Source organism: Streptomyces zaehneri (assembly GCF_032248645.1).
Classification (GTDB): Bacteria; Actinomycetota; Actinomycetes; order Streptomycetales; family Streptomycetaceae; genus Streptomyces; species Streptomyces coriariae.
Map to the genome: position 1 here is coordinate 23,793 of NZ_JASTTJ010000019.1, position 13,892 is coordinate 37,684.

General features: G+C 69.4%; 9 protein-coding genes. 1 reads left to right on the forward strand and 8 read right to left on the reverse strand.

Going from position 1 to position 13,892, the window contains the following annotated elements; genetic code table 11:
* Positions 1-230 precede the first annotated feature (230 nt).
* Genes QQM72_RS27530 through QQM72_RS27550 form a run of 5 tightly spaced genes read right to left on the reverse strand, consistent with a single transcriptional unit; the run spans position 231 to position 8,624 of the window.
* On the reverse strand, positions 231-536 hold the full coding sequence (locus QQM72_RS27530; protein WP_314223530.1) for a hypothetical protein: 306 nt from the start codon (positions 534-536) through the stop codon (positions 231-233).
* A gap of 48 nt (positions 537-584) precedes the next feature.
* Positions 585-1,664: a hypothetical protein gene (locus tag QQM72_RS27535; protein ID WP_314223531.1), complete on the reverse strand. Its 1,080-nt coding sequence runs from the start codon at positions 1,662-1,664 to the stop codon at positions 585-587.
* Positions 1,661-6,238: a hypothetical protein gene (locus QQM72_RS27540; protein ID WP_314223532.1), complete on the reverse strand. Its 4,578-nt coding sequence runs from the start codon at positions 6,236-6,238 to the stop codon at positions 1,661-1,663. The genes QQM72_RS27535 and QQM72_RS27540 overlap by 4 nt, the downstream gene beginning before the upstream one ends.
* 2 nt (positions 6,239-6,240) lie before the next feature.
* Positions 6,241-6,990, reverse strand: a complete 750-nt coding sequence (locus QQM72_RS27545) for a hypothetical protein (protein WP_314223533.1) — start codon at positions 6,988-6,990, stop codon at positions 6,241-6,243.
* Complete coding sequence (locus tag QQM72_RS27550) at positions 6,987-8,624, reverse strand: hypothetical protein (RefSeq protein ID WP_314223534.1); 1,638 nt, start codon at positions 8,622-8,624, stop codon at positions 6,987-6,989. The genes QQM72_RS27545 and QQM72_RS27550 overlap by 4 nt, the downstream gene beginning before the upstream one ends.
* 252 nt (positions 8,625-8,876) lie before the next feature.
* On the opposite strand from QQM72_RS27550, the gene QQM72_RS41045 reads away from it, so the two are divergent.
* Entirely contained in the window at positions 8,877-9,233 is a 357-nt protein-coding gene (locus QQM72_RS41045) for a hypothetical protein (RefSeq protein WP_314223535.1), read from the forward strand.
* Positions 9,234-9,353: 120 nt separating this feature from the next.
* On the opposite strand, the gene QQM72_RS27560 is transcribed toward QQM72_RS41045, so the two are convergent.
* The 3 genes from QQM72_RS27560 to QQM72_RS27570 all read right to left on the reverse strand — a co-directional run bounded on the left by QQM72_RS27560 (position 9,354) and on the right by QQM72_RS27570 (position 13,833).
* Complete coding sequence (locus QQM72_RS27560; RefSeq protein ID WP_314223536.1) at positions 9,354-9,971, reverse strand: NUDIX hydrolase; 618 nt, start codon at positions 9,969-9,971, stop codon at positions 9,354-9,356.
* Positions 9,972-10,693: 722 nt separating this feature from the next.
* Positions 10,694-11,266, reverse strand: coding sequence for a hypothetical protein (locus tag QQM72_RS27565; protein ID WP_314223537.1), 573 nt, complete (start codon positions 11,264-11,266; stop codon positions 10,694-10,696).
* A complete protein-coding gene (locus QQM72_RS27570; protein ID WP_314223538.1) occupies positions 11,266-13,833 on the reverse strand; it encodes a DnaB-like helicase C-terminal domain-containing protein in 2,568 nt (855 codons plus the stop codon). Before QQM72_RS27570 ends, QQM72_RS27565 begins: the two co-directional genes overlap by 1 nt.
* Positions 13,834-13,892 lie beyond the last annotated feature (59 nt).

The window sequence follows — 13,892 nt, forward strand, 5'->3', positions numbered from 1 at the left end:
GGGCAAAGATCGAGGAACCCCGGTTGCGGTTGGCGAAGGGGAGCACTCCGTGAAACGCGGTGAACTCCGCGATCAGCTCCGCCTCGGCTTGAACGACGGCGGCTCGGCCACGGTGCGCCAGGCGACCAGAAGCGTGCCGGAGTCGGCAAGCTGCCAGGTCACGGCGGTGAAGGCCGGATATCGGCCAGCAGGCTGCGGGCCCACCGCGTGGCGCGGGCGTGTTCGTGGGGTCAGGTGGGCGGGCGTCGGAGGGTACGGACGGCGTCGGTGAATGAGGCGTGGCGCTCGCCGGTGGCCTGGACGTGCCAGAGGCCGTCGGTGTCGCGGGCCTGGAGAGTGCCGAGGTAGTCCTCGGGCCGGTAGCTGCCTCGGGTGTAGATGCTCCAGATGGGCCGGTTGGTGTCGCTCGGCCGGATGCATTCGATGGGGACGGTGTCGATGGTCGTGATGAAGATGTCGCTCCAGGTCTGTGGGTCGGAGCGGGACATAGCGCTGGTGGGGGACGGCGGGCGGGGCGGGAGGTAGCGGGGGTTCATCTGCTGGAACCTCTCGGTGCCGGTGCTATCAAAATGGGAGCTGCGAGATCACCGGCGTGAAGGCATCGCCATGTCGCGGATCTGGGGCAGCAGCGGCGCATTGGGGGTGAGGAGGGAGCGGAGCTGAGGAAGCGGGAGGGCTTCGTGGCGCAGCACCAAGCCGTCGGTGAGCAACTGTGCGACGGGAGCGGCGAGGGGTGGTGGCAGCCAGCTGGCCGCGGAATGGGCGTCGTCGGCGGCGATGGGCGGGTGAGAGCGCGGTGGGCGGGTGAGGAGGGACTGGTAGAGGCCGGCGGCGGGCTGGAGCGGGGGAAGACCGACTGCGTGGGCGCGCTCTGTGGCCTTCTGGGCGCAGCACAGGCCCTTGAGGTCGAGGTCTGCGTAGAGCAGCAGGGTGTCCACGGGGTGGTCGCGCTCGCGGAAGGAGGCCTGGGCGGTGGGCAGGGAGGCGATGAGGTGGTCGCCTTCTCCGAAGCCGAGCCAGCCGACCTGGCTGCGGTCGGGCCAGGTGCCGAGGATGTCGCGCAGACTGGTGAACGCGGCGGTGTTCTCGACGATGAGCAGCCAGGGCGCCGGCCCGAGTTCGTACATCGCCAGTGGGGCGGGCGTGAGGCGGGCTCGGAGGTGCACGGTGAGGTCCAGCAGTCCCTTGGTGACGAGGTGGTGGCGCTCGATGTTCTTGAGGCGCTTTTCGTCGCCGTACAGCTCGTAGGAGCGGTCGGCCAGCGGGATGATCTCGGCTTCCGGCTGGTCGCGCAGCAGCGCGTTGATGGGGCCGAGCAGGGCGTGGTCGCCTGCCGTGAGGCGGAGGGTGGTGGCGAAGCGCAGTTGTTCGACATAGGCGTGGGTGGCGGGCTGATGGCGGGGCGGCCGCGCGGCAGGCGGGCGTTTGACCCAGCGGGGCAGGGGTGGGTGGGCGCTGTAGTCCCAGCCGTCGTTTCCCTTGGGGAGGGTGGCCAGCCCGCGGTGGGCCAAGGTGCGGGCGGCGTCGGCGAGGATGCGGCGGCGCCGGGGCGAGGTGGCCAGGCTGGAGTCGCCCGCGTCGGCGGCGCCCGCCAGCGCGTCGAAGATGACGCGCTGGCGCGGCTGTTGGGCGAGGAAGGCGGCCATGTGGTCGGTGGCGGTCACCCGGCCTCCTGCTCGGGGGCCTGCGTGTCTGGTTCTGTCTCCGTGCGCAGGACGGCGCGGCGCAGGAGGTGGGCGGAGGTGATGCCGTCGTCCTGGGCGTGGGCGACGCCGGCCGCTACGGCGTCGCCGTAGCGGTCGAGGATCTGGACGTAGCGCCGTTTGGTGCGCAGGTCCACGCCGTTGCGCATGCGGATGATGAGGGGGAAGCGGCCCAGGGCGGGCAGATCGTTGGATCCGGTGGTGTAGACGAGCTGGATGCCGTGGGCGGCGGCGACGCGGCGCTGGAGGTCGACGAAGGGCCTGTAGTTGGCCTTTCCGAAGGGGTTGTCCAGTACGAGTGTGCCCACTCCGCCGGGGATGCGCCGGTCGCGCTGGGCGGCACGCATCCGGGCAAGCGTGCAGTACAGCAGCACGGACACGGTCAGCAGTTCACCGCCGCTGAATTTCTGGATCTCGGTGACGGATTCGCGTTCGACGGTGTCCAGGCTCTGGGTCGGCTTGATGATTTTCGCGACGATGTTGCCGCGGCCGCCGAGGGCTGCCAGGACCAGTCGCTTGGCCAGGGGCATTGCCTCGGGCAGGGCGCTGGCTCGTCCGGCTGCGCTGGCCGGCAGAGCGGTGATGAGACGGTCGACCTCGGCGGACAGTCTGCGGGCCAGTTCGTCGCCTGTGGCACGCTGGCGCAGCTCCAGCGACAGGAACCGCTGGCTGGACCAGGTACCCAGGTTTTTGGGAAGACGGGAGTGGCGGGCGACTTCTTCGACGCTGTCCAGGACCGCTTCGACCGTGCTTGTACAGGCGTCTACGACTCGGGCCTGGTCCTCGGCGGACTCGGCCAGCAAAGCGACGACCTGCCGTTCACGTTCCTCGATGTCCTCGAGGAGTGTGGTCAGCCGGGTGGGGGTGGTGAGGTCTTGCTGCAGGCGTTCGCGCAGCCGTCCGTCGACGATCTCCATGTACTCCGGCTGTTGTGCGAGCCGTTCAACCTTCTGCACGTCCTTGCGTAGGGCGTTCCTGGCCCTTTCCAGGGCGCGGTCGGCCTGAGTGACCTCGCGGACGAGAGAGTCCTTGATCTGTTCGGCGTCGATCGGTTGCAGCGACTGCGCGGTCACTGCGGACAGCGTGTGCTGTTCGAGCAGGAACGCGTCCACGGTCATCTCCGGGCCGCTGTCAGCGCCCTGGCCGGGGGCCGGACGGTCGCTTGCCGCACGTAGGGCGCTGACTGATTGCCGAAGCTGCGCGGCGTGGCTGGCCGCCTGGTCGGCGCGCCGGTGGATCTTCTGGGCGTCCAGGTGCCGTACCTGGGCGAGGGCGCGGTCCTGTTCCAGCAGCTGCTTGGCTGACTGGAGTTGTTCCTGCGCTTGCTGGCTGCTGTCGAAGACCGGCACCTTGGCGCCGGGGAAGTCGTCGAGGGCGGTGGTCGCCTCTTGATGGTCTTTGGTGACCTGCCGCAGCAGCAGCCCAGCTTCCGCCTCCGCCCGCTCAGCGTCCTTGAGGGCTTTGTCGGCGACGGCGATGCGGGCGGCGAGGTGCTCGGTATCCATCGTGTGGGCGTGGTCGACGAGTTCCGTCGCTCGCGTGCGGGCCACAGAGCCGGCCTCGGCGAGCTTCTGGTTGAGGCTCTCGATGGCGGTCTCGGCCGTGGTCAGCCGCTGGTGCAGGACCGTGTCGCTGATGCCGTTGATCCAGTCTCGGCGGGCCTGGGTCCAGCGCTCACGCAGGGCCTGCGCACTGCTTTCGGGTACGGCAGCCGGACTGGCGGCATGGAGGACCTCGGCGGACAGGTCCTGTCGGATTTCCTGCGCCCATCCCTTCCAGCGCTCCGCGCGGTCCTGGCACTGCCGCAGTGCTGCTTGGGCGCCCCGCTGCTGCTCCTGGGCGCCTTGCCAGCGGTCTTTGCATGCCTGGGCGGCCACGCGGTGTTCCCGGGCCTCGGTTTGAGCGTGCTGCCGCTGCGCAGTCCAGTGTTCCACCGCGCGGGCTGTCTCCATCAGCGACTGGACCTGGGGGAGCGCCGCGGCGAGTGCCCGCAACGTAGCCGTGTGCTGGGTCAACCGGTGTTCCGCCCGGCGCCCGGCCTTCTCGGCTTCGGCGGCCTGGCTGACCAGGACGCTCGTGCGCTCGGTGAGCGTGTTCACCTCCTCGTCGAGCTGCGCGAGGAGTTCCTCCAGACTGGTCCGTGTCCGCGCGTCGAACCTGTCCAGATGGTTGCGCAGCCGCCCGCGGAGAACGCGATCGGCATCCCGCCGTTGGACGATGGCTGTGCACCGCGCGTCCACGGTGGCCAGGCGGGCATTGACGCGGTGCAGTTCCTCCTCGCCGGCCTCGGCATCCAGCACCGAGGGGCGCAGCGGCAGCACCGCGATGTCAGCGAGGGGCTGGGACAGCAGGGCGCGGGCCTGGTCGTCGGTGGAAAGAGTGAGCACCGTCGGCAGGGCGACATCGGCCCGCCGGGCCAGCGCCGCCAGATCGCCGCCGGGCACCGGTCCGCAGATGACCACGCCGGCGATCAGGTGGGGGATGGCCGCGATGACGGCGTCGTGCTGCTGGGCGGGCACGGTCTCGCGGAGGAACTGCACCCCTGCGACCGCGGGGGCGCCCAACTCGCGCAGGGCGGTGACGGCCTGTGCGACTTCGCGAGGCGGCGGGCAGAACCCGTCCTGGTCCAGGCCGTCACGCAGCCGCTCGTCCTCGAACGCCTGGGCGCGTTCGGCGGCCAGTTGCCCGTCCGCGGTCACCAGTTGGTCCGTGAGCATGGCGACGAGGTCGGCACCGACCGCGTCCAGGTCCAGCTCGCCGGCCGTCTCCCCGATCCCGGCCAGCTCCCTCAGGCGGAGATCGGCTACCAGGTCGCGGCGCTCCTGGACAAGGGCGTTCCACTGGTCCCACACCTGGTCGTGCCGCTGGCGGGCGGTACTGAGCCGGCTGGCGCAGGAGACCCGCTCCGCCGCGATGGCGGTGGCCTGCTCGCGGGCCTCTTCCATTTGGCACCGCGCCTGTTCGGCCTGCTCTGTGGCTGCTTCTTCCTCGTGGACGAGCCGTGCCAGCGCTTGGGTGGGATCTTCCTGCTTGTCGAGGAGGCCAGTGCGGCGGGCAGTCGCCAGCTTCGCCTGTTCCTTCTCGCGGGCCTCCTTGGCGGACAGCGCCCGGCTCTCGGCCCGGCCGGTCGCAGCCTCTGCTTCCGCGTATTCCCGCTCACCGGCCTGGGCCTGCCCGGTGGCTGTCTCGAGCGCGGTGCGGCTTTGGTCGGACTCGACCGCAAGCCGTGCGAGCCCGTCTTCGAGCTTGGCGTACAGTTCGGCACCGGCGTGCTCCACGGCCTCGCGCAACGGGGCCTGCTCGCTGTGGGCGCGGGCCAAGAGCTGCTTGGCCTCGCGGCGTTCCGTCTCCTGGTCTGCAAGCTTCAGGAGCCAGGGGACCGCGTTCCAGGCCGCTGCCTCGCGTCCCGTGTCGGCAACCGCCTCGACCCGAGCGGCATGGTCTCGCTGGTGGTCAGCCATCCGCAGCCGTTCGGCCACCTCCCTGACCTCGGCCACGCGTTGCTTGCGCTCCCCGACCCGGCCTTCGGCCTCGCGCGCTTCGTGTTCGGCGGTGTCCGCCTCGCGGCGCAAGGCGGTTTCCTGGTGCTCCTGGCGCTCGGCCTGGGCCTGGAGGTGCTCGCCTGCCCGCTGGGCGATCCGGGCCTGCTGGTAGAGCGTCTGCTCGGCGACATTGACCTCGGCCGTGCTCTTCTGCACCGGCTTCAGCCTCAGAACAGCTTCGGCGAGGAAGCGTTCCTCCCTTTCCCGCGCGGGACGGGCGGCCAGCTTGTCGGCATGCTTGGACAGGGCCGCGCGCGCCGCAATGGGCGCGGCCGGATCAACGACCATGTCGATGAGGAAGTCAACGAACTCCTCGGCGGTGCGGAACTTGAACAGGTCGGTGATGCCGCCCTCTTCTTGGTTCATGGCCTTCTGGATCTTGAAGACCTGGGGGTCCAGGCCGTGGTTCCCCAGGTGCTCCTCCCACTCGTACTGTTCGTCCGCGACGGCCAGTTGCAGCCGCCGCTCCGTCTTGCTGGCTGCCTCTAGCGCCTTGACGTACGTGGACATGGTGAGCTGGCCGTCCTCGGTGCGGACCGGCAGTGAGTCCAGTTCCATTCCGCCGGGCTGGGGCCGCAGCAGGTACCAGCGGCGCTCCAGGCGTTCCCAGCCGATGCTCGGGTCCGCCGGACGCTGACGGTCGCGCCACTGGTAGACCCCTCCCGTGAGCAGGACGGCGCCGGATGCGGGACGTTCGGAGTCGCCCCACTCGGCGATCACATGGGAGACCTGTCCGTCGGGGACGTACTCGGCGAGCGACTTGGCCTTGGCCGCTCCGATGAAGTCCTTCTTGGCCGGCAGCAGCAGGCTGAAGAGCAGCGAGAGCAGGCTCGACTTGCCGCCGCCGTTGCGCAGCCACAAGATCACGTCGACCGGCTGCAGGGAGCGGCCGTCGATCGAGCTGGGTCCGCCGGTCAGGTCCAGGACGAGCGACTTGAAGCCGGCTGCCCGGTGGCCGATGTTCACCAGACGAATGCGTCGGACTTGGAGCATGGTCAGTCCTCCTCGGCGAGGTGGGCGCGGCGCAGGTCGCACAGCGCGGTGAATGCCGCCGAGGCGGCTGCTTCGCGTACCTGGACGCGGAAGCGGTGGGCGAGCCGGTAGGTCCCCGGCCCGAGCTCGTCGGCGCGATAGGCCATGCCCTGATCCACTAGCCACTCCAGCGCTTCCTTGATCACCCGCTGAGTGCTCGACTGCGACAGCTGCCCCTTCTTGCGTGTCAGCTGGGAGGGCGGGAGCTTGGTGTACAGCTGCCAGGCGGCCTGGAGTTCGGGGTGCGGAACCGGCAGGCCGTCCGCGTCCACGGCCGCCTCGCGGAGCTTGGCGGTGAGCCGCCGCAGAAAGTCGTCGACATCCGTGAGCGAGATCCGCTTGACGTTCTCCTCCTCCAGATCCCCGGCCGTGGGGTAGGCGCGGGCGGCGATGGCGACATGGGCGAGCCCGAGGACGAGGCGGTCGTTGACCCCCAGCTTCGGGTGGTCCTTGAGGCGATAGGACAGCCAGGAGCCCTCCCGGGGATGCAGGATGAGCCCTTCGACCGTGTGCGCCTCCATCACGTCCAGGTCCAGACCGTCCGCGGCGGCGTCCGCCGCGTCGCGGAAGGCTTGGTCCATCCGGTAACGCTGCAGCAGGTCCCGGTACTGCGGGAACTGCAAGGGCCGAAGGCGCGGCTGGCATCCGAACCGCACCAGCACGGCCGCGTCGGCCAGGTCGTCGGGAGAGTAGGCATACGTGCTGGTGGTCATGCCACGACCTCCAAGTCGTCCTCAGCGCGAGTGGGATCGGGAATCAGCGACTGCGCGGGGACGAGCAGCAGGTCACTGCCCGCGAGGGGACCGATGTCGAAGACGGCGCCGTCATCGAGCACCACCACGAGTTCACCGAGCAGGTCCGCCAGCTCGTCCGCGGCATCGTCCTCCTCGTCCTCCTCGGGATCAGGGGCATAGGCGCGCAGCACGGAGACAGCCAGCAAGTCCGCCGCTTCTGCCGCGTGATCCAGTGCTTGTTCAAGCAGCTGGGACAGCCGCACCGGGGTACGCAGAGCCTCCATGAGCACGGTGCGCGCTACAGCGAGGTCCTCCTGGCTGTAGGCAGAGAGCTCGCCCGGGTCGTCGGCGATCAGCTCGATGTCCTCGTCGGGCACTGTCTCCTGTGTTTCCCGGGCCGGGGCCAGCAGCGACGCCCACCAATCCTGAAGCCGCGGCTGACGTGAGACCACAGGACCGCCGACCGCATCGGCGAACCGGCTCGCGATCACTTCGGCTTCCTCGTTTTCGAGGCAGAGCAATGGCTCCAGCACGTCCTCCTGCACTCCCACGAGAGCCAGACGCGGCGGGGGACGGAAGCGCTGGTCGGCCTGCGATCGCAAGAACGCCGGACGGGCATCGATGATCTTCTCGAGCAGCTGTGTGTGCCGCAGATGGGCCCGGCCCAGCAGCCGCAGCACCCGCTCACAGGTACGGAGAACGTCGGCGTCCTCCACGGCGTTGCGGACGCCGCGCATGTACTCCATCAGGTCGCGCTCCACCCGGTGGCGCTCACCGAGGTGTTCGCGGGACGCCGTCAGCAGCACGGGAACGTCCCGGCTCCAGTCCACCGCCCGCACATCGCGTTCGGTCTCCTCCAGCACCGCTCGCACCCGCTCGCAGTACATGAGCGACAGCTTCAGGCTCTCGGCTGCGCTCTCTTCCGCGCGTCCCCACCGGCCGCTCGCCACCTGGCGGCGCAGCATCGTGTCCTTCGCTGCCTGTTCGTCCTCCAGGTCGTGCTCCAGCCCGGACAGCAGCAGATTGATGGCCGGGGTGGTGGCCCGCAGCACGGCCTGGCCACGCCTGCCGATGCCCTCCTCCAGCATCCGCAGCGACAGCGTGACCCGGCTGTGCCCCGCGCGGTAGTCGCTGTAGGAGACCTCGAACTCCTCTCCGTGCTGGGCGTCATTCAGCAGCTCGCGCAGGACGAACCGGGACACCGCCAGATGCTCCGAGGTTTCCCGCTCGGGCGCCGCGCCCGCCGCCAGGGACGCGAGGAACTCGACCACCTCCTCCGTCGTCGCCTCCGCCTCCATCTCCTGCCTGCTCACCACCGCCTCCAGCGCCGCCAGGGCAAGGGTGCGGGGGTCGTAGAGACCGCGGGGGAAGCGCTGCCAGGCCTGGCGCTGATCGATCCGGTGCAGCGGGGCCCCACGAGCCAGGACCGAACTGCGTCGGACAAAGCCAACCGCGGCCACCAGCGCCCGCCACTCATCAACGCCATCGGGAACTGTCGATGCCGAGGCGAGTAGCCGCCGCTCCTCGCGATCCAGAAGGGCCTGGATCATCGAATCGCATTCGTCTGCATCCGCACGGTCGGAGCCGTCGAGGGACGCTTTATGTTCTGCCATGTCGTCAGTGGAGCAGCAGGCACTGACAAACTATGCGATTCACGGACCAGCGGTTAACCGGTTTGGTGCGCAGCCAGAATGGTGAAAGCAGAAGCTCTAGCCGCAGGAATTAAGCGTTCGGGGAGCGGTCGCAGTGACCGCTCCCCGAACGGCAAGCGCAGCGGCTGATCTGGCGCGAGTGAAGGAAGTCGTGAACGCCATGGCGTCGGTCCCTACAACCGCCACCCGAAGCCCTCCGAGGAGCACGGCAGCTTGATCGATCCGAAGGTGAAGGTCAGCACCAGACGTCGATGCCGGATGCGTTCGAGCAGCCCACAGGTCGGCCCGGTAGGGGAAGGGGACGCCGACGAGTCAGCGGGCCTGATCCTACTGATCGTCATCAATCCTGCGGGGAATCACCCCGCGGATCAAATTCTCGAGGGCGTGCGGCATTGGCCCGAAGCTGGCGACCCAGGTCTCGACAAGGCAGATCTCACTGTCGTCATCGATACCGAGAAAGAAACGGCCGTGCTCGAGCTCGCCAAGTGGGAAGAGACGTATCCCCAACGAGTCACTCCATTCGGAGAAACGTGTCGACGCTCACGCAATTCCCCACTTCCGACGGCCTGAGCGTCACGTAATTCCCCTCCCTCGCGGTCACGACTCCCCATGGGGAGTCGTGACCGGAGCGGTGCTGGTGTCGTTCTCGGCCTTGTGCCGTCGGACAGCACCGTGGACGGCCGGGGGAGGCTACCCGCAATGCCTTCCGGCCCGGGCGTGCTGCAGCTTGTGGGTAAAGCGGTGCATGTGGGGGTCGAGCAGGTCGTCCGACTCCTCGAGTACCTGCTCGTCGGTCAGCCACCGGATCGCGTTGAACTCGTCCTTGTCGTAGGAGGTGATGGTGTCAGCGTTGGCGGTGAGGAGGTACCAGAGCGAGACGTCAGTGTGTGCGCCCTGCCCCCGAGTTTCGGTGACGGTAAGGAAGAGGGGGAGCTTGCCGGTGATCGGCGATGCCGTGGCGTGGATGCCCAGCTCCTCACGACATTCGCGGGCCACTGCGGCCCACGGGTCCTCACCCGGCTCGACGTGTCCGCCGGCCGGCAGCCACAGGCCCGCGTTCCGGTGCGCGACGAGCAACAGCTGACCGCGCGTGTCGTCGAGGACGACGAAGTAGCTCACCAAGTGCATCGCGGGAACATCCGGCTTGTGCACCCGGTAGACCGGGGCTCCGCTGGCGATCCACTGCGCGGCGGTCTTCAGGTGGGTGCGCTCCAGGCTGTCCCAGGGCTCGATGGCGCCAACCAGCTCCAGAAGGCGGGCACGCGGCTGATCGTCATTGTCGGTGACTTGGTGGCCAGTTGAGGTCATCCGCGCATCCTGTCAGGAGGCGCTGACAGGCGACGCCGATCGGCGCCGCGGCTGGCGTCGATCCGCAGCGGGGCGGCGCGGCGGTGCGCCCGGTGACAGGGTCGCCGAACCGCCAGTGGCATCAGGGAGCCGGTCCAGCGACCAGCCCGCCTCCCGCTCCCGTGTACGAATCGATGGGCACATATCCCTTGGTCAGCGCCGAACGGCGGGTAAGGCGCCCCAAGTAAGCATCGATTGTCGTCCTGTCCCCGGCGACCTCCAGGAACAGGGCACCACCGGACAGTCGTCGTCTACGAGGTGGCCGACAGGCCGGACCCCTCCGGGGCGGGAAGGTCTTACCGGCGCAGGGCCTCTGCGGGCGGGGCGCCTTGGGCCCAGGGCTGGGCTCGGTTCAGCCGCCGCCGGAGTGGCGTTGGTCATCGGCGGCTGCTGGCCGCAGCTCGTGAGGAGGGCCGCGGCCAGCAGCGTGCCGAGGAGTCGTCCCTGAATGACAGGCCCAGATGACCCGGCTCCACTCGCGACGCAACGCGGCCTGAACGGCGGATCCTCGCCGCAAAACGGCTTGGGCGGCGTGGGGGACGGTGGCGGGTTCGGCTCGGGAATACCCGAACGACGTTCGAGCGGCGTCCGGCGGCTGCCGAGTACGCCTCGGGCTCGCACCCGTGCATCTCCCGGTCGTGGACTCCCCTGCACCGCTTCTGGCGAGTGAACTGACGCAGCAATCACCGGAGCTCGACCGTGTACGAGCTTCCGCTGAACTCCCAGCCGTCGGTGCCGGCGCCGATGTCGGAGACGATGATCTCGTCGATGAAGAGGTCTTCGAGGTCGTCATCGCGCAGGTCGCCGGCGAGCCACAGGGTCTCGATCTCGGTCCAGTCGCCGCGGCTGGCGTCGATCCGCAGCGGGGCGGCGCGGCGGTTGCCGCGTTCGCGTTCGTCCGCGCCGGTCTTGACCAGGCCGCTGATCTCGTACTGGCCGTTCTTGACGGTGTCGGTGAGGGGTTCGGCGGGGACGAAGGCGACGTTCTCGTAGGCGGTGTGGATGAGGTCACGGTAGCCGCGGCGCACGTTGTACTCGGGGTCCGACAGCCACTTGATCAAGGTGTCGGGGCGGACGTTGAGGCCGGCGGTTTCGAGGGCTTCGTAGCCGCGGCGGGTGCCGGTGAGCTGGCTGAGCTGGGCGTGCCAGTGCTTGGCGCTGTAGGTGGACAGGCGGTGGCGTGGGGTGACTTGGGTGCGCAGGAGGTTGTTGAGGGCGGCGCCGAGGGATCCTCCGTGGCCGGTGGGGCCGGCCATCAGTCGTCACCTTCCGGGATGAACGTCCCGGGTTGGATGAACTTGGCCTTCACTTCGCCGAACCCGGTCCCGATCCGGTAGGTGTCGGGTGCCGTCTCGTCGGGGGTCCAGAAGATCGCGGCGTCGACGTTGCGCAGGGCGATAAGGGTGTGGCCGGCCTGGACGGCCTTGAAGGCGACGGTCCAGTGGCGGACGGAGGCTTCGGCGACCATGCTCATGCGCCAGTCCGGCCGCCAGAACGGGGAGCGCGATTCCGGGCGCTTGGGCCACAGCAGACGCAGCGCGATCGACAGACGGGTCTTGTAGGCCTTGTACGGATCGCCGCCGGCCTGGATCAGCTCGGTGCGGGCGTCCTTGGTCGCTTGGTAGAAGGGCTTGAACAGGGATTCGTTGGCCTTGCCCGTCCACGAGTCATGGATGACCACCGGTTCGGCGAGGTGGCCGTCGCGGTGGAGGCGTTCGAGCATTTTGACGTGCGGGGTGGTCACCCACACCCGTCCCTGCTCGTCGGGCCGCTCGGCGAGCCGCCCGAGCGGGTGCGGCATGCCCGGGTAGTTCCACTCGGGGACGCTGATCTGGTAGATGCCGGCCTGGCTCTTGTCGAAGACGTCGAGGGGCCCGGTGTGCAGGAGCTTGTTCGGGGCGAGCGGAACCGCGGAACAGGCGGAGGGGAAGGAGCCGTTGCGGTCGATCAGGCACATCAGACCGTCCCCGAACGATGCGGGCACGTCCAGCTGGTCGCGCCGCACCCGCTTGCCGTTGCGCTCGTGGGCGACGCGGGTGCTGGTGACGTCGGGGTGGACCCAGCCGGGCTCACCGTCCATGTCCTCACTGATCAGCGGCCACGGGCCGCTGTCGCGGTCGGCGGCTCGGATGACGGGGATCGGGTGCATCTTCGAGCGGCCGACCGCGTCCTTGAGGATCTTCAGAGCGGGGAAGACGTGGCCCTCGGGCTCGTCCTCCTCATCCCCCGGCGCCAGACCGTCCTCGCCGTCTTCCTCGTCCTCCGCCACACCGTCCTGGGCCTGTCCCCTGTCAACCGGGGCCTGGACAGAAGCACCGGCAGCAGTGGCCTGAGCGGCGCCTCCGGTGGTTTCGGCAGCGGCGGCGGGCACGGGCGTCCCGTAGGGGCGCAGCGCCGCAGCGAGACGGTGCCCCTCATGTGTGTCCGGCATCTCCGCTACCGCTGCGGCGGCCTGGAGCAGCGACGGCAGGATCTCCTTGAGGGCTTCCTGGTCGCCGCCTGCGACCGCGGTCCGCCATGCCGCCAGCTCGTGGGTGAGGGCGGCGGGGATCCCCTGGTGTCCGCCGGACGTGTAGGGAAGGGCGGCTTCGGCCAGTTCCAGAGCCGCCGTTCCGCCGGCGGCTGTCGAGAGCCCCGGGCCCGCCGGACTGTCGACGCGCTCGAGGGAAGCGACTCCGGCATCGAGGAAGCGGGCGTGCATCAGATCAGGCTTCAGGTACGCCGAGCCGATCGTGCCGAAGTCACGTTCGGTGACCGTGACTTGGACCTTGCCCGGGTCCGCGGTCGCGGAGAGCGTCACCACCACGTCGGCGTCCAGGAGTCCCAGGAGCGTGGGGTCGTCGCTGTCCACGACGGCCAGCACCGGTACATGCAGGTCGCGGGCAAGGCCGGCCAGGACCTGGGAGGCATCCGGGAGACGGTCCCCGGACAGCGGCAGCCGGGCGCTGTGCGCGGCCTGGAGGCGGTCCACGACCACCAGGGCCAGGCCTTTCATGTGCGGCGCGGTCTCCGCGATGTCCTCGGCCCTCAGGTTGGTGCCGTCATCGATGAGCAGCAGATCGCCCGCCTGGACCAACTGCCGGGCGATCTGCTGCTCGTGCTCGGTGAGGCGGCCCTGCTTCAGGCGCGGGTAGTCGCCCCCGCTCTCGGCGGAGATGATCCGGCGGAAGATGTCGTTGCGGTTTGGTCCCGACGCGGCGTAGAGGACCACGGCGTGGTCGTCGAGCGCAGTCTTCCGCGCGGCGGCAAGACCCAGCAGGCTTCCACCGACGCTCGGCGGGGCCGCCACGAGCGTCAGCCGGCCCGGCTGTAGACCGCCTGTCGCGGCGTCCAGACCGGGCAGCCCGAACGTGGGGCCGCCGACCGGGCCACCGGTGAGTACGGACATGGCGTCGCCGAGCGTGGCGAGCCTGCGCGGGGTGCTGCCGTGGTCCTGGTGGCCTTGGCTGTTCACCGCACCTCCTGCGGTCGCCGCGCCGGAGTGCGCGGCCGTGTCGGTCGAGAGGGGACTTGAGGCGGGGTCGGCGGGGAGCAGAACCGCGACCGGCGTGGTGTTGCGAAGGAGGACCTGCGGTTCGCCCTGCGCTGCCAGCGTGACGAGGTCACCGAAGTCCTTCTGCGCCGCGCTCAGCACGTGGGCCGGGAAGGCATCGGTCTTCCGGGCTGCCGGGAACCGGTCCAGCGGCGCGAGCAGAGCGCGCACCTTGTGCTTGGTGATCACCGTGGTGCGCCCCTCCTCTTCGACGAGCTTCACCAGCGAGTACAGGCTGTTCCGCGCCGTGGTCACGCTGACCGGGTTCTCTTCTTGCGGCGACTGGCTCACTCACCCTCCTAGAACACTTCAACTCCCCTCCACAGTAACAGAATCCACTCACTCAACAC